The sequence below is a fragment of the Paractinoplanes abujensis genome, assembly GCF_014204895.1.
Taxonomy (GTDB): domain Bacteria; phylum Actinomycetota; class Actinomycetes; order Mycobacteriales; family Micromonosporaceae; genus Actinoplanes; species Actinoplanes abujensis.
In genome coordinates this window covers 3,498,694-3,518,936 of the sequence record NZ_JACHMF010000001.1, presented here as the reverse complement: position 1 = coordinate 3,518,936, position 20,243 = coordinate 3,498,694, and the positions used below count along the sequence as shown (strand labels likewise).

General features: G+C 72.8%; 11 protein-coding genes. 8 read left to right on the top strand and 3 right to left on the bottom strand.

Going from position 1 to position 20,243, the window contains the following annotated elements; translation table 11 throughout:
- Positions 1-201 precede the first annotated feature (201 nt).
- The 3 genes from BKA14_RS15820 to BKA14_RS15810 all read left to right on the top strand — a co-directional run bounded on the left by BKA14_RS15820 (position 202) and on the right by BKA14_RS15810 (position 5,984).
- Positions 202-1,770, top strand: a complete 1,569-nt coding sequence (locus tag BKA14_RS15820; RefSeq protein WP_184951698.1) for an MFS transporter — start codon at positions 202-204, stop codon at positions 1,768-1,770.
- Positions 1,771-1,879: 109 nt separating this feature from the next.
- Positions 1,880-3,073 (top strand): FAD-dependent monooxygenase, encoded by a 1,194-nt coding sequence (locus BKA14_RS15815; protein WP_184951697.1) that lies wholly within the window; start codon positions 1,880-1,882, stop codon positions 3,071-3,073.
- A 139-nt stretch (positions 3,074-3,212) separates the two neighbouring features.
- Positions 3,213-5,984 carry a helix-turn-helix transcriptional regulator gene (locus BKA14_RS15810; RefSeq protein WP_184951696.1) on the top strand — a complete coding sequence of 924 codons (2,772 nt, stop codon included), beginning with the start codon at positions 3,213-3,215 and terminating at the stop codon, positions 5,982-5,984.
- 102 nt (positions 5,985-6,086) lie between these two features.
- On the opposite strand, the gene BKA14_RS15805 is transcribed toward BKA14_RS15810, so the two are convergent.
- Positions 6,087-6,848 carry a thioesterase II family protein gene (locus BKA14_RS15805; RefSeq protein WP_184951695.1) on the bottom strand — a complete coding sequence of 254 codons (762 nt, stop codon included), beginning with the start codon at positions 6,846-6,848 and terminating at the stop codon, positions 6,087-6,089.
- Positions 6,849-7,097: 249 nt separating this feature from the next.
- Here BKA14_RS15805 and BKA14_RS15800 point away from each other — a divergent pair, with 249 nt between their 5' ends.
- Together BKA14_RS15800 and BKA14_RS15795 are read left to right on the top strand one after the other, a co-directional pair.
- Positions 7,098-7,817, top strand: coding sequence for a 4'-phosphopantetheinyl transferase family protein (locus BKA14_RS15800; protein ID WP_184951694.1), 720 nt, complete (start codon positions 7,098-7,100; stop codon positions 7,815-7,817).
- Positions 7,818-8,229: 412 nt separating this feature from the next.
- Positions 8,230-11,388 carry an AfsR/SARP family transcriptional regulator gene (locus BKA14_RS15795; protein ID WP_184951693.1) on the top strand — a complete coding sequence of 1,053 codons (3,159 nt, stop codon included), beginning with the start codon at positions 8,230-8,232 and terminating at the stop codon, positions 11,386-11,388.
- An 88-nt stretch (positions 11,389-11,476) separates the two neighbouring features.
- Here BKA14_RS15795 and BKA14_RS15790 read toward each other — a convergent pair whose 3' ends face one another.
- The gene (locus BKA14_RS15790) at positions 11,477-11,662 is read right to left on the bottom strand and encodes a hypothetical protein (protein ID WP_184951692.1); all 186 of its coding nucleotides are present in this window, start codon (positions 11,660-11,662) and stop codon (positions 11,477-11,479) included.
- Positions 11,663-11,946: 284 nt separating this feature from the next.
- Between BKA14_RS15790 and BKA14_RS15785 the strand changes: the two genes are divergently transcribed.
- The 3 genes from BKA14_RS15785 to BKA14_RS15775 all read left to right on the top strand — a co-directional run bounded on the left by BKA14_RS15785 (position 11,947) and on the right by BKA14_RS15775 (position 14,883).
- Positions 11,947-12,285 (top strand): hydroxyisourate hydrolase, encoded by a 339-nt coding sequence (locus BKA14_RS15785; RefSeq protein WP_184951691.1) that lies wholly within the window; start codon positions 11,947-11,949, stop codon positions 12,283-12,285.
- Between the two features lie 23 nt (positions 12,286-12,308).
- Positions 12,309-14,024: a 2-isopropylmalate synthase gene (locus BKA14_RS15780; RefSeq protein WP_184951690.1), complete on the top strand. Its 1,716-nt coding sequence runs from the start codon at positions 12,309-12,311 to the stop codon at positions 14,022-14,024.
- Between the two features lie 154 nt (positions 14,025-14,178).
- A complete protein-coding gene (locus tag BKA14_RS15775) occupies positions 14,179-14,883 on the top strand; it encodes an AMP-binding protein (protein ID WP_184951689.1) in 705 nt (234 codons plus the stop codon).
- On the opposite strand, the gene BKA14_RS15770 is transcribed toward BKA14_RS15775, so the two are convergent.
- On the bottom strand, positions 14,849-20,203 hold the full coding sequence (locus tag BKA14_RS15770; RefSeq protein WP_184951688.1) for an ATP-binding protein: 5,355 nt from the start codon (positions 20,201-20,203) through the stop codon (positions 14,849-14,851). The two genes, BKA14_RS15775 and BKA14_RS15770, sit on opposite strands and share 35 nt — an antisense overlap.
- Positions 20,204-20,243 lie beyond the last annotated feature (40 nt).

The window sequence follows — 20,243 nt, the reverse complement described above, 5'->3', positions numbered from 1 at the left end:
GCTGTCGAGGCTATGGTCGCCACGATCGCGGGCACACCCCTAGCGCGCCGCCTCGCCCACTGCCGACAACGGTCCGAGCAGGTGAACGTCGTGGTGGCAACCCCTTATCGGAATACGGAAACCCCTATCGGAAATGCGCTGACCCCGCAGGGGCGGCAATTCTTCTGGACTGTCGGTTGCGCATTTTCCTACCGTCATGGCATGACCCGAACCAATGCACCTTCAGTGGCGGGCCGAAAGGAATGGTTCGCCCTCTGCGTACTGCTGCTCCCCGTTCTGCTGGTCTCGATGGATCTGACGGTGCTCTACTACGCACTGCCGGCCATGAGCGCGGAACTGCAGCCGACCGGCGTCGAGCAGCTGTGGATGGTCGACATCTACGCCTTCGTGCTCGCCGGTCTGCTGCTCACCATGGGCACGCTCGGTGACCGGATCGGCCGGCGGCTCCTGCTGCTGGCCGGTGCGGTCGCGTTCGGTGCCGGCTCCCTGATCGCCGCGTACGCGTCCTCGGCCGAGTCGTTCATCGCCGCCCGCGCGGCCATGGGCATCGCGGGCGCCACGCTCATGCCCTCGACCCTGGCCCTGATCCGCAACCTGTTCCACGACCAGAAGCAGCGCCGCAGCGCGGTGGCGGCCTGGTCGGCCGGCATGGCGGCGGGCGCCGCGCTCGGCCCGATCATCGGCGGCCTGCTGCTGGACAACTTCTGGTGGGGTTCGGTCTTCCTCATCAACGTGCCCGTGATGGTGCTGCTCGTGGTGGCCGGCCCGATCCTGCTGCCCGAGTTCAAGGTGCCCGGCGCGGGCCGTTTCGACATCATCAGCGCGGTGCTCTCGCTGGGCGCGGTGCTGCCGGTCATCTACGGCCTCAAGCGCATCGCCGCGTACGGGTTCGGCACCCTCCCGGTGGTGGCGGTGGTGGCCGGCCTCGCACTCGCGGTGGCCTTCATCCGCCGGCAGCAGGTGGTCAGCAACCCGATGCTCGACCTGACCCTGTTCCGGCAGCGCGCCTTCGGCGCCTCGATCGCGATCAACCTGATGGCGCTGTTCGGTCTGGTCGGGTTCTCCCTGTTCACCACGCAGTACCTGCAGATGGTGGCCGGGCTGAGCCCGTTCCGGGCGGCGCTGTGGAGCATCCCGGGCACCGTCGCGGTCGGACTGGCCGTCCCGGTGGCCACGGCGATCGTCCGCAAGGTCCGCCCGGCGTTCGTCGTCAGCGGCGGTTTCGGGCTGGCCGCGGCGGGCTTCTTCACCATCACGTTCACCCCGGTCGAGCACGGCCTGGCCATCCTGCTGAGCGGTCTGACCGCGCTGTCGGCCGGCCTGGCCGTGGTGATGACCATGATCACCGAGATGGTGGTGGCCAGCGCCCCGCCGGAGAAGGCGGGTTCGGCGTCGGCGGTGCTGCAGACCGGCCAGGAGTTCGGGGGCGCGGTCGGGGTCGCGGTGCTGGGCAGCATCGGCACGGCCATCTACAGCAAGCTGATGGACGGCGTCGGGCCGGCCTCGGCCCAGGAGACGCTGGGCGGCGCCGTGGCGGCCGCTCAGCGGCTGTCCGGGCAGGCCGCGACCGAGCTGCTGGACAAGGCGCACCAGGCGTTCGTGGACGAGATGCACGTCGTCGCGATGGCGGCCACGCTGGTCAGCCTGATCGGCGCGGTGGTGGCCGCGGTCGCCCTGCGGCACGTCAAGGACGCCCCCAAGCCGCCCGGCGAGTCCTCTCCGGACGTGCCGTCTTCCACTGAGGAAGAGCTGGTGGCGGCCGTAAATTAATCGACGCACGTACAATTGGCGGGTCGCTCCCCTAGGGGGCGGCCCGCCGCGTTCCCTAGGTGGACAAACGTCTTGCACAGATGTCTCAAACGTGCGTACTATCGAACGCATGACGAAGACGGTCCTCATCTCCGGAGCCGGCATCGCCGGTGTCAGCCTCGCCTTCTGGTTGCGTCGCCACGGCTTCACGCCCACTGTCGTCGAGCGGGCCCCGGCCCTGCGCGACGGCGGCTACAAGGTGGACATCCGCGGCGCCGCGATCCCCGTCGTGCAGCGCATGGGTCTGCTCGACCGGGTTCGTGAGCTGCGCACCGACGTGCGCAGCGGCGCGGTGGTCGACCGCACCGGCCGCCGGGTCGCCAGCATGAACGGTGACAGCTTCGGCGCCCGTGAGGACGACGACGCCGAGATCCTCCGGGGCGACCTCAACCGCCTGATCTTCGAGTCCACCCGGGACGAGATCGACTACCGCTTCGGTGACTCGGTGACCGCGATCAACGGCACCGAGGTGACCTTCGCCGGCGGCCGCACCGAGTCGTTCGACCTGATCGTCGGGGCCGACGGGGTGCACTCGCGCACCCGCGCCCTGGCCTTCGGGCCGGAGCGCGAATACGTCCGCGACCTGGGCTACCGGGTCGCCATCTACACCGTCCCCAACCACCTCGGCATCGACCGCGAGGAACTGACGTACGTCAGCCCGGGCCGCACGACACTGGTCTACAGCACGGCCCGCGACACCGGCGCCAAGGCGATGTTCCTGTTCACCGCGCCCGAGGGCATCGACGAGAGCGACCCCCGCCGGGCGCTGCGCGAGGCCTACGCCGACCAGGGCTGGGAGGTGCCGCGCCTGCTCGAGGCGGTCGACGCCGCGCCCGACTTCTACTACGACACGCTGAGCCAGGTCCACATGGACAGCTGGTCGACCGGCAACGTCGCGCTGGTCGGCGACGCCGCCCACTGCGCGGCCCCCTCCTCCGGTCAGGGCACCAGCCTCGGCCTGGTCGGCGGGTACGTGCTGGCCGGCGAGCTGGCGGCGGCCGGCGGCGACCACGGGGCCGGCTTCGCGGCCTACGAGCGGCGGATGCGCCCCTTCGCCGAACGCAACCAGAAACTCGGCCCGGCCAACATCAAGCGCATGGTGCTCGGCAGCAAGGGTCAGGTCCGCACGTCGATGACGATGCTGTCGGTGATGTCCAAGCTGCCCGGACGGGACCGGTTGATGGCCGCGATGATGGCCCCCCTGCACAAGGCGGCCAACGCCATCGACGTTCCTGACTACGAGGAGACGCGGCGGGCGGCCTGACCTGCGCCGGCGCCCGGCGATAAGGCGCCGAAGGCGGCCCGATAGCGGGAGGGGCCAGGCTGATGCCAGTACCGGGGAGTCCGGTGCCTCCCGCCACCGGCGCCTCCCGCCGGCCGGGGACGAGCAAGGAGGTCCTGACATGGCACTGGTCGAGCGGAACGAGGCGCTCACCCGCCTCGACGGGCTCCTGGCGGACGCGGCCGCGGGCCGTGGCCGGGTCGCCCTGGTCACCGGCACGGTCGCGACGGGCAAGAGCGCGCTGCTGAGCGCCCTGGCCGACCGCGCCGCCGACGGCGGGGCCCTCGCCGTCACGGCGATCGGCTCGCGGGCCGAGCGGGACCTGCCGCTCGCCCTGCTCAGCCAGTTGTTCCACGACGCGCCGCTGCCGCCGCCGGAACGCGAGCGGGCGATGAACCTGCTGTTCGAGGGGACTCGGGCCGCCATGGTCGCGGAGGACATGGCGGACGGGCACATCGACGTCCAGATCGTTCACGGACTGTGCACCATCCTGCTCGACCTGGCCGAACGGCACCCGATCGCGCTGCTGGTCGACGACGTGCACCACGCCGACCGGGCGTCGCTGCTCTGCCTGTCCTACCTGGCCCGCCGGGTGCGCCCGGCCCACCTGCTGGTGGTCTTCAGCCGCAGCACGTTCGGCCGCACCGAGGAACCGGACTGGCAGAACGACCTGCTGCGGCCCGGTCACGGCGTGCACATCCCGCTGGAGGCGCTCTCCGGCGGCGGCGTGCGCCTGCTGGCCGAGGAGCTGGCCGGCGCGGAGGTCGCCGAGCGGCTGGCCGACCGCTGGTATCAGCTCTGCGGGGGCAACCCGCTCCTGCTCAAGGCCCTGGTGGCCGATCACCGGCAGGCGGTCGCCGAGACCGGGGCCGAGCCGGACGAGCCCGTGGTGGGCGAGGCCTACGCCGCGGCCGTCATGAACTGCCTGCGCCAGGCCGAGCCCCGGCTGCTCGAGGTGGCCCGCGGGGTGGCCGTGCTGGCCGACCCGGAAAGTCTCGACCAGCTCACCTCGATCGACCCCGAGCACGCCCAGCAGGCCGTCCGGTCGCTGACCGCGGCCGGGCTGCTCAGCATGGGCGCCTTCCGCCACCCGGCCGCCCGCGCCGCCGTGCTGGCCGACGTCGGCCCGGAGCAGCGCGCCGAGCTGCACCGGCGGGCCGCGGTGCTGGCGTACGACCGGGGCGCCTCCACCCGCGAGGTGGCCGAGCACCTGGTGCACGCGAGCGACGTCACCCAGACCTGGGGTGTCACCGTGCTCGAGGACGCCGCCCGCCAGGCGCTGCGCGACGGCCGGGTCGAGGCCGCGGTCAGCTATCTCAAGCTGGCCTGGAAGGCGTGCACCGACGACAAGCACCGGGTCCGCATCATGACCACGCTGGTCCGCGCCGAGTGGCGGATCAACCCGAGCACCTCGGCCGGTTATCTGCCCGAGCTCTCGGGCGCGCTGGAGAAGGGAGTGCTGCGCGGCAGCGACGCGCTGGTGCTGGCCAAGGCGCTGCTCTGGCACGGGCAGTTCGGCGAGGCCGAGCACGTGCTCGACCACCTCGGCGCCCGGGCCGGCGAGCTCGACGCCGACACGTCGGCCGAGCTGGCCGCGACCCGGCCCTGGCTGCGCTGCACGTACGCCCCGTTCGTGGCCCACCTGCCCAAGAGCACCACGCCGGTGTCGACCGTGTCGGCCAGCCGCCGGTTCGCCGCCGCCCGCACCCTGGCCTCGGTGATCAGCTCGACCCCGGGACCGGACGTCAGCGAGACCGTGGAGCGCATCCTGCGCGGCTCCCGGCTCGACGAGATGTCGCTCGACACCGTGGAGAGCGCGCTGCTGGCGCTCACTTACGCCGGGCACGCCGACCGGGCCGCCGGCTGGTGCGACATGTTCGTCGAGGAGGCCTACACCCGGCGGGCGCCCAGCCGGCAGGCCCGCCTGGCCGTGGTCCGGGCCGAGGTCGCCGTCCGTACCGGCAACCTGCCGGGGGCCGCCCGCTACGCCCGGACCGCGCTCGAGATCATGCCCCCGGCCAGCTGGGGTGTGGCCATCGGGCACCCGCTCTCCCTGCTGATCATCGCGTCGCTCGCGATGGGCGACTTCGACGACGTCCGCGAGCAGCTCGACCAGCCGGTGCCCGAGGCGATGTTCCAGACCCGCTACGGGCTGCACTACCTGCAGGCCCGCGGGCGCTACAGCCTGGCCACCGACCACCTCGGCCTGGCCCTGCGCGACTTCCAGCGGTGCGGCGACCTGATGGCGGCCTGGGGTGTGGACGCGCCCGGCCTGGTCGCCTGGCGGTCCGACGCGGCCGAGACCTATCTGCGGATGGGCCGGCCCGGGCAGGCCCGCCGGCTCGCCGAGGAACAGCTCAACCGCTGCACCAAGGAGATGCCGCGGGCGCAGGGGGTGGGGCTGCGGCTGCTGGCCGCGACCGGGCAGCTGCGGCACCGGCCGATGCTGCTGCGTCAGGCGGCCGACCTGCTGCAGAACAGCGGCGACCTGTACGAGCTGTCCCGCACGCTGGTCGACCTGGCCCAGGCCTACCACGCGCTCGGCGAGTCACGCCGGGCCGGCATGATCGGCCACCGGGCCCGCACCCTGGCCGAGCAGTGCGAGGCAACGCCGCTGCGGCGGGCCCTGTCGCAGGACGAGGAGCTGGACACGACCGGTGACCCGGCCGCGCCCGAGGTCGCCGGGGGAGCGGTGGCCATGCTCAGCGACGCCGAGCGCCGGGTGGCCGCGCTGGCCGCGGTCGGCTACACCAACCGCGAGATCGCCGACAAGCTCTACATCACCACGAGCACTGTCGAGCAGCACCTCACCCGCACCTATCGCAAGCTCAACGTGACCCGGCGCAGCGACCTGCCGGCGAACCTCGACACCAACCTCACCATCACTACCTGAGGACCCCCGCCTGCAGGTAGACGGACGGCCCGGAGCTCTTGTGGAGCTCCGGGCCGTTCCGGCAGGCCGCGCCGGTGGGCGGCGGCTGTGCCGTGTGCTGTCTCAGCGCCGGGGGGACGGCGTCAGGCCCGACCGGATCGTGTCCAGCACGGCGGCCTGGTGGCTGTGCAGATAGAAGTGGCCGCCGTCGAAGACCTGCATCGCGAACGGGCCGGTGGTGTGGGTCTGCCAGGTGGCCGCCTCGTCGAGGTCCACCTTGGGGTCGCGGTCGCCGACCAGCACGGTGACCGGGCAGCGCAGCGGCGGCCCGGGCTGCCAGCGGTAGGTCTCGGCGGCCCGGTAGTCGTCCCGGATCACGCCCAGGAACATGCGCAGCACGTCCGGGTCGTCGAGCAGGCCGCCCGCGGTGCCGTCGAGCCGGCGGATCTCGGCGATCAGGTCGGCGTCGCCGCGCAGGTGGATGCGCTCGTCGCGGTGGGCCGAGGGCGCCCGGCGGCCGGAGACGTACAGGTGCGCGGGGGCGACGCCGTCGGCCTCCATGAGCCGGGCCACCTCGAACGCCACCGAGGCGCCCATGCTGTGCCCGAACAGCGCGGTCGGCCGGGCGTCGGCGTGCCGCAACTGCTGGTAGACGTCGGCGGCCAGCTCCTGCAGGCTGCCGAGGCCGCGCTCGCCGCGCCGGTCCTGGCGGCCGGGATACTGCACCGCGAGCACCTCGATGCGGGGGGACAGTGCTCGCGAGACCGGGAAGTAGTAGCTGGCCGAACCGCCGGCGTGCGGCAGGCAGAGCAGCCGGGCCGGGGCGGCGTGGGCGCCGTGATAGCTGCGCAGCCACAGGCTGGTGTCGACGGTGGCGACCGTCATGGAGTGCCTCCTCGTGAGCGGCGGGCGGGTCAGGTCGTGCCACCGATTCTTCGGCTCGCGCCCGGTGCCCCGTAACCCCTGCGACAGTTGCCAGGGGGCCTCGGGGCCGTACCCCCGGACGGGCGACGGCCCTGGCCCTTACTGCCGCGGCCACCGGCCCGTGAAGGGGCTCGCGGCGATGTCGCCGGGTCCGCGGCCGCGCCTACGATGGCAAGCAGGAAAGACCCACCTAGCCACTGCGGGGACATCATGATCGAGGACATCCTGCCCGCCGGCGTGGTCGCGGTCGACACGTTCGACGACCCGCCGGACGCGACGCTGCTGCCCGAGGAGGAGCAGTTCGTCGCCAAGGCGGTCGAGAAACGGCGCCGGGAGTTCACGACCGCGCGGCACTGCGCCCGGGCGGCGCTGGGCCGGCTCGGCCGCCCACCGGCCCCGATCCTGTCCGGCCGGATGAACGAGCCGCTGTGGCCGGCCGGGATCGTCGGCACGATCACCCACTGCGCCGGTTACCGCGGCGTGGTGATCGCCGAGCAGTCCGTGATCACCACAGTCGGCATCGACGCCGAGCCCAACGAGCCGCTGACCGGTGGGGTGCTCGAGTCGGTGGCGCTGCCCGACGAGCGGGTGCACGTGTCCGAGCTGCTGGAGAGCCGGCCCGAGATCCGGTGGGACCGCATGCTGTTCTGCGCCAAGGAGGCGGTCTACAAGGCCTGGTTCCCGCTCGCCAAGCGCTGGCTCGACTTCGAGGACGCGGTGATCACGCTGCGTCCGGGCCCGGCCGGGCCGCAGACGGGCACTTTCGACGCCCGGCTGCTGGTGGTCGGCCCGCGGGTGGGCGGCCGGCGGCTCACCGGCTTCACCGGCCGCTGGATGGTCGACCACGGGCTGATCCTGACCGCCATCGTGGTGCCCGCCGTGGTCGCGTCGCGCCAGGACGACGACCGGATCGCCACCGGCCGGCATTGATGTGTCGCATTGGTTAATGGCGGCCCGGCACCGGTGAATCGTTCCCTGATTCATCGACGTACGCCACTGTCGGCATAACCTCCAAATCGGTCGTGATCGCCATTCCTGCGTCGATTGCTCTGTGACCTGCGCCTCTCCGTCGTGTGAGGACGGACGACTCCGGATAGCGCAAGGGGTAGATCGGTTATTGTTTCCGCGCGGATCGGTCGAGCGCGCGGGGCTACCACGGGTGGCGCGCCGGGCGCGCATTGCATAGCCTCGCATCCATACGGGGGATTTCTGACCGGCATCGGCGAGTCCGGCGGTGCATTACGGTCGTTGGCTGTGACGCAAGGATGCGTCGGGGGTTGCCGGGCGTCGGCCCGCGCATGTCCTAGCAGTGTGCGTGCGTGGCCCCCGAACGGGAGGGCACGTGGATTTCCTGATCCTGGGAACACTGGAAGTGCTGTTCGGGGAGAACCGGGCAGACATCGGCGGGCTGCGGCAGCAGATCATCCTGGCCACCCTCGCTCTCGAAGCCAACCGCGTGATCCGGGTCAACCGGCTGATGGAGGCGTTGTACGGCGACGATCTGCCGACCACCTCCCGGGTGCAGGTGCAGATCTGCATCTCGGCCCTGCGCCGGCTGTTCAACGCCAACGGCCACCCGGACACGATCGTCACCCGGTCGCAGGGCTACGTGCTGCAGATCCCCGAGGGCAGCCTCGACCTCAACCGCTACGAGAGCGGCCTGACCCAGGCCCGCCAGCTGCGCGAGTTCCGCCGGCTGGACGAGGCGGTCGGGCACTACCGCGGCGCGCTGTCGCTGTGGCGGGGACCGGCGCTGGACGGCATCGAGAGCCGGCTCGTGCAGTCGGCCGCCGAGCGGCTCGCCGAGCGCCGCCTCACCACCACCGAGGAATGCATCGAGCTGGAGCTGCGGCTGGGCCGGCACCGCGAGCTGATCGACGAGCTCACCGCGCTGGTGCACGAGAACCCGCTGCGGGCCCGGCTGCGCGAGCATCTGATGCTGGCGCTCTACCGCTCCGGCCGGCAGCCCGAAGCGCTCGACTCCTACCGTACGGCCCGCAAGCTGTTCATCGAGGAGCTCGGCCTCGAGCCGGGCGAGGAGCTGCGGCAGCTCGAGCACGCCATCCTCACCTCGGACCCGAAGCTCAACCTGCCCGAGCAGGTCCGCACCGGGGGCGACCAGCTGCCGGCGGCCCTCGCGGCCCCACCGGTCGCGCTGCCGCCGACGGTGCCCCCGCCGGCCGTCCCGCCGATCGTGCCGGTGCTCATCGACCCGGCTCCGGTCGCGATCCCGGCGCCCGGTGTGCCGATCTCCGCCGTCCCCGCGCCCGCCGCGGTGCTGCCGCCGCTGCCCGGCGTCGCCCCCGTGCCCTGCCTGCTGCCCACCGACATCGCCGACTTCACCGGCCGCGAGAAGCAGATAGAGGCCATCCAGCAGCAGTTCGCGCTGGCCACCGGCGACATGTCGCAGTTCGCGGTGCCGGTCGTGGTGATGGCGGGCAAGCCCGGCATCGGCAAGACCACCCTCGCGGTGCACGCCGCGCACCGGCTCGCCGCCAGCTACCCGGACGGTCAGCTCTTCGCCGACCTGCACGGCCGCCACCCCGAGCAGATCGGCCCGATGCGGGTGCTGGAGCGGTTCCTGCGGGCCCTCGGCGTGCCCGGCACGCAGATGCCCGAGCTGCTCGAGGAGCGCGCCGAGCTCTATCGCACCCTGCTGGCCGACCGGCGGGTGCTGGTGGTGCTCGACAACGCCGGCGGCGAGGCGCAGGTCCGCCCGCTGGTGCCCGGCACCTCACAGTCCGCGGTGCTGGTGACCAGCCGCAGCCGCCTGCCCGGCCTGCCCGGCGCCGTGCACATCGACGTCGACGTGTTCCGGGCCGAGCAGTCGATGCATCTGCTGTCGCGGGTGGCCGGCCCGGAGCGGGTGGAGTCCGAACCGGACTCGGCCGCCGAGCTGGCCGAGCTGTGCGGGCACCTGCCGCTGGCCCTGCGCATCGCCGGCGTACGGCTGGCCGCCCGGCCCCACTGGAGCGTCGACCACCTGGTGGAGCGGCTGGCCAACGAGGCCCGCCGGCTCGACGAGCTCAAGCACAGCGGGATGGGGATCCGGGCCAGCATCTCGCTGACCTACGACCACCTCGAGGCCGACGCCCAGCGGCTCTTCCGGCTGCTCACCGTGCTCGACTTCCCGCAGTTCTCCAGCTGGATGGCCGCGGCCCTGCTGGACACGTCGTTCTTCGACGCCCAGGACCTGCTGGACGACCTGGCCGACGCGCAACTGATCGAGACCACCGACGCCACCGGCCGCGGGATTCACGCGCAGTACCGCTTCCACGACCTCATCCGGGTCTTCGCGCGCGAGCGGCTGGTCGCCGAGGACGCCGCCGAGGACCGCGACGGGGCGCTGCGCCGCGTGGTGGGCGCGCTGCTGTTCCTGGCCGGCGAGGCCCACCGCGGCGTCTACGGCGGCGACTACCTGCGGGTCCGGGGCGAGGCGGCGCTGCACGCGCTGCCCGACCGGCAGGTCCGCCAGCTCGTCGACCCGCCGCTGCCCTGGTTCGAGCGGGAGCGTCTGACCATCGTGGCCACCGTGCGCCAGGCCGCTCAGGCCGGCCTGGTCGAGCACTGCTGGAGCCTGGCCATGACCGCGGTCACGCTGTTCGAGTCGCGGATCTACCTGAGTGACTGGCGTGAGACCCACCAGATCGCGCTGGAGGCGGCCCGGGAGGCCGGCGACGAGCGGGGCCAGGCCGCGATGCTCTACTCGCTGGGCTCGCTGCACATCGTGGAGCAGCGGTTCGCCGACGCGTTGCGCGAGCTGGCGGCGGCGGGCGAGCTGTTCGAGCGCGCCGGTGACCTGCAGGGCGCGGCGCTGGTCAGCCGGCACGTGGGTTTCGTGGACCGGATGAACGGACGCTTCGCGGAGGCCACCGAGAACTACGGCAAGGCGCTGGAGACCTTCCGCTGCAGCGGTGACCTGGTCGCGGCGGCGTACGTGCTGCACAGCATCGCGCAGATCAGGCTGGAGCAGGGCGACATGGAGGCGGCGCGGCAGCTGCTGCCGGAGGCGCTGGAGCACGCCCGCAGCGCGGGCAGCCGCCGGGTCGAGGCGCAGGTACTGCACCGGCTGGGCGAGGCGCATCTGCACGCCGGCGAACCGGCCCGCGCCATCGACGTGCTGAGGCAGGCACTGGTGCTGGTGCGGGAGCTGGGCGATCCGGTCGGCGAGGCGTACGCCCTGCACGGTCTGGGCGTCGCTCATCTGCGGACTCAGAAGCTGGAGGAGGCCGGCACCGCGCTGCGCGACGCCATGCGACTGGCTTGTGCGTCGGGGGAGCGGATGATCGAGGCCAAGGTCTCGATGGTGCTCGGCGAGGTGGCGCTGGCCGACGGCACTGCGCCGCAAGCGGTGGTCTATCTGCATCGGGCGCTGGGCCTGTTCCGGGCCATCGGGGCGCCGCAGTTCGAGACCAATGTGCTCAAGCTGCTCAGCGACGCGTACGCCGCGGCTGGTAATCCTGCCGACGTCGTGGTCGTTCCCATGACGCCCGCGGTCTGAGATCACGTTCCGTTCTTCGTTCCGCGTGACGAACCCGGCCGGCCGGTCCGGGGGTCACACGCCGCCCTGATGGGGGCGCCGGGGCGACTCAGCCCCAGGGCGTGTTGCCGTTGGTCGTGGCCGTCGGGCTCGGGGTCGGGTTGGGACCCGCGAGGACAGCGCCGGCCGGGTCCGTCTGCGCACCCGCCGTGCCGAAGGCGAAGGCAGCAGTGGCGGCGGCGAGGGCCAGGCCGAAGGTGGTCTTGACGGTCTTGGAAACGATCGTGGCGCGCATTGTTTTACCTGCTTCCTGAGTGGGTATCCGCTTGGGGCGGTGTGCCCCTCGCCGTTCTGAGATGAACGCTATGGACGCCTCTCATCGCCGCGTTATCTCCGCACAGCGGCCCTCCCCATCGATCCGGAATCGCCGGGGGGAAGGCCCGGCGATAAGGGTTCGGATAGGGCCACGAAGCCCGCGCGATAGCGGCCGCCCGCATGATCGTGGGCACGGCCGGGTCTTCCGGTCGCCCTCCGGGGCCATGGCGGCCACGGGGCTAGAGGACAGGCAGGTGATCGGGCATGAGTGTCTCGGCGCAGGCCCTCGACGGCGTGTACGGCAAGCCGGCCGCCGGCATGAAGGCACGTCTCGAGCAGGCTGTGGACGGGCGCTGGTCGCACATCGCGGACGCGGAGACGGACGCGAACGGCGCGATCGACAACTTCGTGCGGGGACGGCTCGCCCGCGGCCCGTACCGAATCGTGTTCGACACCGACCACTACTTCTCCGGCATGGGCATCGGTGCCGCCTACCCGGAGATCACTGTCGTCTTCCGCGTCCGTGGTGAGCCGCACACCTGCCAGGTGCAGGTCTTGATGACCCCGTACTCGTACTCGATGTACTTCGGTGACCGGGCGTGACCCGCGGAGAGAGGTAACGGTCAGTGAAAAGCTCATCGTCGACGCCGGGTCGCTACGCGCGCCCCGCCACCGTGGACCTGCCCGGCCGGATGTGGCCGGGCCGCACCATGACCGCCGCCCCGCGGTGGCTCAGCACCGACCTGCGCGACGGCAACCAGTCGCTGGTGAACCCGATGACCCCCGAGCGCAAGCTGGCCATGTTCCAGCTGCTGGTGGACATGGGCTTCACCGAGATCGAGGTCGGCTTCCCGGTCGCCAGCCAGGACGACCACGACTTCCTGCGCCTGCTCATCGAGCGCGACCTGATCCCGGACGACGTCCGCATCTCGGTGCTGGTGCAGGCCCGCGACGAGCTGATCCGGCGCACCGTGGAAAGCCTGGCCGGCGCCCGCCAGGCCACGATCCACCTCTACAACGCGACCTCGCCGCAGTTCCGCGGCACCGTCTTCGGGGTGACCCGGGCCGAGTGCAAGGACCTCGCCGTGCAGGGCACACGCCTGATGATGAAGTACGCGGACCGGTCGCTGACCGGCTGCGACCTCGGCTATCAGTACTCGCCGGAGATGTTCGCCGACACCGAGCTGGACTTCGCGCTCGAGGTCTGCGAGGCCGTGATGGACGTCTGGCAGCCCGAGGCGGGCCGGCCCATCACCCTGAACTTCCCGACCACTGTCGAGCGCACCACCCCCAACGTCTTCGCCGACCGGATCGAGTGGCTCGACCGCAACCTGTCCCGGCGCGAGCACGTCTGCCTGTCGGTGCACCCGCACAACGACCGCGGCACCGGCGTGGCCACCGCCGAGCTGGCCGTGCTGGCCGGCGCCCAGCGCATCGAGGGCTGCCTGTTCGGCAACGGTGAACGCGCCGGCAACGTCTGCCTGGTCACGCTGGGCCTGAACCTGTTCACCCAGGGCATCGACCCGGGGCTGGACTTCTCCGACCTGAACCGGATCCGGCGCACCGTCGAGGCGTGCAACGAGATCCCGGTGCACCCCCGGCACCCGTACGGCGGGGACATGGTCTACACCGCGTTCTCGGGCTCGCACCAGGACGCCATCAAGAAGGGCTTCGACGATCGGGCCCGGCAGGTCGCGGCGGGCGCCGACCCCGGCGAGCTGGTCTGGGACGTGCCCTATCTGCCGCTCGACCCGCAGGACGTCGGGCGCACGTACGAGTCGGTGGTGCGGATCAACAGCCAGTCCGGCAAGGGCGGCGTGGGGTACGTGCTGAGCTCCCGCTTCGGCCTCGAACTGCCCCGTGAGCTGCGGATCGAATTCGCCGCGACGGTGCAGGCGCAGGCCGACGCGCGCGGCCGCGAGATCAGCCCGGCCGAGATCGGCCGGCTCTTCCTCGACGAGTACGCCTCCTCGCGGCCGGTCGCCGTGCCGGTCGCGTTCCGCAAGCCGGTGCCGACCACTCTGCACGTGCAGGGCGACGCGTTCGCGGTCGGCGCGGCCCGGGCCGACGCGCTCGGCGACGTCGAGGCGCACCTCGCCTCGTGGGGCATGAAGGTGCACGAGGTGCACCGGATCGGGGTCACCGCGGCCGACTCGCAGCGCGACGACGTCGTGGTCTACGCCGAGTGCGCGATCGGCCGCCGCCGGGTCTGGGGCGCGGGCCTGGCCGGCGACCTCGGGCAGGCCACCGCGGCCGCCGTACGGGCTGCCATCAACCGGGCGCTGCAGGCTGCGGCACCGCGCCGCCCGGAGGTCGTGGCTCGCCCCTCGCTGGCCGGCTGACCAGCCCGCACACCCGCACCCCCTACGGCCGGACCCTGCCGTAGGGGGTGCCCTCGTGTCCGTGACCAGGGGTTCCCGCGCCCGGCGGACGGTCCTTACCGTCGAAGACAACCCCAGGCAAAGCCCACTCCCGACCGAGGACCAGGTGACTTCGATGACCACGATGACCGTCCCGGCGTACCAGGCGCCGGCCCTACGACACCGCACCACCGCCCTGATCACCCGGCGGCCCGCTCCGGCCCGGACCCGGCCCGAACCGGTGCTGCGCGCGGTGGCCCGCTCCGCGGCCACCACCGGAGGCCTGATCGCCGTGGACGACGCGGGCTATCACGCGACCTACGCCGAGGTCTGGCACGCCGCCGCCCGCACCCGGCGCGACCTGACCGAGGCCGGTGTGGAGCCGGGCGACGTGGTCGGTGTGGCCGCCGAACCCGGCACCGGGCTGGTGGCGGCGATCCTCGGGGTGTGGCTGACCGGCGCCGCGTATCTGCCGGTGGACCCGGCTCGCCCCGGCGCGGGCGGAATAGTGGCGCGCGCGGTCGTGGCCGGGCCGGGTCTGCGGCCCGGCTCGGATCTGCCGGTCGTGCCGATGGTCGAGGTGGTGGCCGCACCCACCGAGCCGCCCTACGCCCCGATGCCGCCGGGCGAGGCGGTCGCCGTGGTGCTGCCGGCCCGGGCCCGCAGCGGCCGGACGGTCACCACCCGGCTCACCCACGACGACTTGGCCACGTTGATCGCCGGCAGCGCCGACGACCCGCGCCCGCTGACCGGCTCGCCCGTGCTGCGGATGTTCCTTCCGCTCAGCGCGGGCGGCCGGGTGCGGTTCAGCCTTTCCGGCCGTGCTCGATCGCCTCGATGATGCGCGGTCGCAGGTCGGCCACGCCGACGATGGCGTCGACGGAGCCGACCTCGACGGCGCGGTGGATGCTGTGCACGCGGTCGAACTCGGCCGCCACCTCGCCCAGCTTCTGCGCCCGCACCTCGGCCCGCACCTCGGCCAGCCGGGCGTTGAGGGCGGCCCGCTCGGCGCCGGCGGTCGCGGCGACTCGGGCCTGCAGCCCGGTCACCCGCGGATCGGTGGCGGTGCGTTTGTTCACCTCGCCGGAGAACACGACGGCGGCGGCCGGGGCGCCCCCCAGCACGGAGGCGAACGAACCCTCCAGGGCGAGCACGGTCATGTTCGGGTTGAGCGCCTTGGAGAAGACCACGAACGCGCCGCCGTGGTAGCGGGAGATCACCGTGAAGACGATCGGGCCGCGGAAGTTGACGATTGCCCGGCCGATCTCCGCGCCGTACTCCAGCTGCAGCTTGCGCATCGATTCGGGTGAGCCGTCGAAGCCCGACAGGTTGGCCAGCACGACCAGCGGCCGGTTGCCCGACGCCGCGTTGATGGCGCGGGCCGCCTTCTTCGACGACCGCGGGAACAGCGTGCCCGCCGTGTACGTGTCGGGGCCGTCGGTGGGCGGGAACCCGCGCCGCGGCACCGACCTCGACTCGATACCGAGCAGGCACACCGGATAGCCGCCCAGGTGCACGTCCTGCACCACGGCGGTGTCGGCGTCGGCCATGCCGGCCCACCGCTCCAGCACGGGGTGGTCCTGGTCGGACAGCGCGCGCATCACCGTCCGGATGTCGAAGGGCTTCTTGCGGTCGGGATTGTGCTCGGCGGAGAAGATCTGCCCCACCGTGGTGAAGTCGCTGCCCGCCACGATGTGCGGGTAGCCGCTCAGGTCACGGCCGGTCGGGTCGGCCGTGGCGGCCCGGCGCGGGGTGGTCTCGCCCGGCAGCACGTACGTGTGGTCGTAGTGCGCCATCAGCACGTCGCGCGCGGCGGTCAGGGTGGGCGCCCAGTACTGCGCCTGCCCGTTCGGACCCATGATCCGGTCGTAGCCGCCGATACCGTAGTTGTCCTCGGCCGACACGCTGCCGGAGAAGTCGAGCGACTGCTTGCCGGTCAGCACCATCGCCGAGTCGGGCGTCATGACCAGGATGCCCTTGGTGTGCATGAGCATCGTGGCCTCGGCGTTCCAGTACGGCTGGGCGCCCACGTTGATGCCTGCCACCACGATGTTGATCTCACCGCCGGCCTGGGTGAACTCGACGATCCGCTTGAGCGCGGCCGCGATCCAGTCCATGTTCTCGGTGCCGGAGTCCATCGAGATCTTCGCGCCGGCCGACAACGAGTACCACTCCAGCGGCACGCCCAGCCGCCGGGCCAGGTCGAGCGCCGCGATGATCCGGGCGCACTCCGGTTCGGCCAGTGCGCCCAGCGCCTTGGTCGGGTCGCCCAGCAGCACGACGCGGGTCATGCCCTCCGGATAACGCTCGGTCGCCGTGGTCACGAGGCCGGCCACGATCGCCGCGGTGTTGCGGCCCCGCGGGCGGTCCACCGGCGCCAGCTCGCCGTCCGGCCCGAGGTCGTGCTCGGTGAACGTGCCGAGCAGACCGGCCAGCTCGTAGGGATACACAGTGTTGCGGCTCCGGGCCCGCAGGACCTTCAACCCGTACGCGTCCAAGGGCTCGACCGGCGCGGTGGACGGCTCACCGACCTCGAGCCGGGCGTCCGGCCCGCCCGCCAGGTGGATCCGCAGCGCGATCTCTTCCAGCCGGCCCGCCCCGGTGCGCCGGCGGGTCAGGAACTGCACCTCCTCCAGCCCGGCGCCCGCGGTCGTGGGCAGGATGCGCTGCACCAGACCGTCCAGCTCGGCCGGGGCCGGCTCCCCGGCCGGCGGCCAGACGTAGATCATGATCCGGTTGGTGCCGTACCGCTGGTTCTGCGGCCGCTGCGCCTGCACGTTGCGGATCGCGTCGAGCGCGGTGGCGGTGATGTTCTCCAGCGCCGGCAGTGCCACCAGGCGGCCGTCGGCGTCGCGCAGCGGCGTGAGGTCGCGCACCTGGCCCAGCGCGATCAGCCGCTCGTCGGCCGGGTTGCTGCGGGCGACCGCCCGGAACAGGTAGACCTCCTCGTCGGCGGTCGGCAGCCGGGTCAGGTCGAACTCGCGCAGGCGGTCGAGCTGCAGGCGCTGGGCGATCTGCGGGTGCAGGCCGCGCAGGACCCGGAACTCCCGGCCCGCGCGGAAGGTGAAGTGGTGGTGCATCGCGCCGCTGGTGCCGGCGACGGTGAACGTGACCCGGTCGAACCCGGCGGAGGCCAGCGCGCCCAGCCAGTCCGCCATCACGTCGGGATCCGGCTGCGCGGGCCAGGCGACATAGAAGTCGGCGACCTCGGCGCCCAGCTTGACGGCCGCGGCGACGACCTCGGGCAGCGTGTCGAGGCCGGCCGCGCCGGCCAGCACCCGGGTGCCGTCGTGCGTGGCGGTGACGAACCGGTGCCCGGCGACCTCCTCGACCCGGACGTCGGCCAGGCGGCGGTTGCTGTAGTACCGGCGGGTGAGCACCTCGAGCAGTGGCGCGTGGTCGCGGCCGGGCCGGCCGATCCGCTGCCCCATGAGCCGCACGAGGGGCTCGGAGACGGCGACCATGGCCTGGATCCGCTCGGCGCGGTCGGCGGCGTCCGGCGTCCGGTCGAGGTGGCGCAGGTGGGCCCGGGTCGCGGCGTACACCGCGGCCCGGCGGCGGCGCAGCAGCGGCTGGGCGAACCAGCGGAACACGACGCCGCGGGCCAGGTCGGCCACCGCCGGGAAGCGCACCTGGGTCGCCTCCACCAGGTGTTCGAGCACGAGGCCGGCCCGATCGGCCAGCGGTTCGCGCGGCGCCGGCCCGCTCAGCCACTGCCGCAGCACGTCGCTGACCACGGCGACGTGGGCCGCGGTGCGGCGCTGGGCCAAGAAGATCCGGAACACGGCGGTCTCCAGCTCCGGCGTCCGGTCCAGACCGTCCACGCCGTAGTGGCCGAGCGCCTTGCGCAGCCGGGCCTGGAACGCCTCGGGCAGCCCCGCCCGTTCGGCGTCGAGGCTGCGCAGGTAGCTGTGGAAGTACTCGCGGGGGCTGTGCACCGCGGTGCCCGGCTCGGCCGTCAGGTCGCCCGCGGGCTTGTTGCGGCCCAGCTCCTGCAGGTCGGCGAAGACGGTGAGCAGCTCGATCTCGCCCTCGGTGACGTCGGCGCGCGGGGCCGGCGCCGCGGGGCCGAACGGGTCCTCGTCGTAACCGAGCAGCAGGCTGCGCCGGTCGGGCTCGAGCGGCCGCCCGGCGGGCAGGTCGATCGTGACGGTCCCGGCCGCCGTGTCCTGCTCGGCGGCGCCGCCGGTGAGCGGTTCCAGCCGCAGCAGCGCCGCGCCGGTCTCGACCTGGCTGCCCACGGAGACTCCGCATTCGCGGATCCGGGCCCGGAACGGCGCTCGGATCACGTTCTCCATCTTCATGCTCTCCAGCACGAGCACGGGCGCGCCCGCCTCGACCTCGTCGCCCGCGGCCACCGGGGTCGCCACGACCAGCGCGGGGGCGGGGGAGCGGACCACGCCGCCCTCGTCGAGGCTGATCCGGTGGGTGACGCCGTCCACCTCGACCAGGTGGATGTGGCCGTGCGTCGCGGTGACCAGCCGGAACCGCTGCCCGTTGACGGTGATGTGGCCGCTGTGGGCGTCGAAGCGTTCGAGCTCGACGTCGGCGTGGTGCACGTCGCCGCCGGCCGAGACGCCGACCCGGAACCGGTTCGGGCCGACCCGGGCCACCTGGACGCGATAGCCGACGCCGCGCAGCTTGAGGTCGAGCGGGCGGCCGGTGTCGTGCTGCACCTGCGGGCGGCCGCCGTGCGCCGTGCTGAGCAGCCGCTGCACGCTCACCGCCTCGGCGTCGCGGGCGGCCTCGATGGCCGCGGCGGCCAGCGCGACCGCCGAGTGCCGGTGACCGACCAGGCGGCCCTCGGCCCGCACCCGGTCGATCCAGCCGGTGTCAGCGCTGCCGTCGATCACCTCGGGCTGGTCGAGCAGGTCGAGCACGAAGCTCTTGTTGGTGGCGCCCCCGTCGATGATCACGGTGGTCTCCCGCATGGCCCGGCGCAACCGGCCCAGCGCCTCCTCGCGGTCCCGGCCGTACGCGATGATCTTCGCGATCATCGAGTCGAACGCGGCCGGGATGCTGTCGCCCTCGCTGACCCCCGTGTCGACCCGGATGCCGGGCCCGGCCGGCAGCAGCAGCCGGCTGATCCGGCCCGGCGAGGGCGCGAAGTCACGGTCCGGGTCCTCCGCGTTGAGACGGGCCTCGACCGCGTGGCCGTTCTCGACCGGGGGCTCCCCGGTCAGCCGGCCCCCCGCGGCCACGTGCAACTGGAGCTTGACCAGGTCGGTGCCCGTGGTGATCTCGGTGATCGGGTGCTCGACCTGCAGCCGGGTGTTGACTTCGAGGAACGCGAACAGCTTGTCGCCCGGGTGGTAGAGGAACTCCACGGTCCCCGCGCCGCGATAACCGACGGCCAGGGCCAGCCGTACGGCGGACGCCTTCAGCTCGGCGGCCTGCGCCGGGGCCATGACCGGCGAGGCGGACTCCTCGATCACCTTCTGGTTGCGCCGCTGCACCGAGCAGTCGCGCACGCCCAGCGCCCACGCGGTGCCCTGCCCGTCCGCGATGACCTGCACCTCGACGTGCCGCGCGCCGGTGACCAGCCGCTCCAGGAAGACCACGCCGGAGCCGAACGCGCGCAGCGCCTCCTGGCTGGTCCGCTCGTACGCCTCGGTCAGGTCGGCCGCGTTGTCGACCCGGCGGATGCCCCGACCGCCGCCGCCCGCGGTGGCCTTGAGCATCAGCGGGTAACCGATCTCGTCGCCCGCCCGCAGCGCCTCGGCCAGCGTCGCCACCTCACCGCGGGACCACGGCGCGACCGGGACCCCGACCTCCTCGGCGATCAGCTTCGAGCCGATCTTGTCGCCCAGCCGGCGCATCGCCTCCGCGCCGGGGCCGACGAACGTGACCCCGACCTGCTCGCAGGCCTCGGCGAACTCCGGGTGCTCGGCCACGAACCCCCAGCCCACCCAGGCCGCGTCGGCCCCGGTGTCGACCAGCGCCCGCTGGAGCCGCTCGTAGTCGAGATACGGTCGGGCGGCCGCCGGGCCCAGGGGATAAGTGACGTCGGCTTCGCGCACGAACGTCGCCGTGCGGTCCTCGTCGGTGAACAGCGCGACCGTCTCGATCCGCGTTCCGGTTTCCGCCGACAGGTCGCGGACGGCGTGGATCAGCCGCATGGCGGCCTCCCCGCGGTTCACGATGGCTACACGCTTGAACACCGGACGACTCCTCGCTGTCGAGCGACTCTCGTCCTGTTTC

Coding starts and splice junctions, on each gene's coding strand:
- BKA14_RS15775 (WP_184951689.1), top strand. CDS start 14,179: ATGACCACGATGACCGTCCCGGCGTACCAGGCGCCGGCCCTACGACAC.
- BKA14_RS15800 (WP_184951694.1), top strand. CDS start 7,098: ATGATCGAGGACATCCTGCCCGCCGGCGTGGTCGCGGTCGACACGTTC.
- BKA14_RS15810 (WP_184951696.1), top strand. CDS start 3,213: ATGGCACTGGTCGAGCGGAACGAGGCGCTCACCCGCCTCGACGGGCTC.
- BKA14_RS15820 (WP_184951698.1), top strand. CDS start 202: ATGACCCGAACCAATGCACCTTCAGTGGCGGGCCGAAAGGAATGGTTC.
- BKA14_RS15815 (WP_184951697.1), top strand. CDS start 1,880: ATGACGAAGACGGTCCTCATCTCCGGAGCCGGCATCGCCGGTGTCAGC.
- BKA14_RS15785 (WP_184951691.1), top strand. CDS start 11,947: ATGAGTGTCTCGGCGCAGGCCCTCGACGGCGTGTACGGCAAGCCGGCC.
- BKA14_RS15805 (WP_184951695.1), bottom strand. CDS start 6,848: ATGACGGTCGCCACCGTCGACACCAGCCTGTGGCTGCGCAGCTATCAC.
- BKA14_RS15790 (WP_184951692.1), bottom strand. CDS start 11,662: ATGCGCGCCACGATCGTTTCCAAGACCGTCAAGACCACCTTCGGCCTG.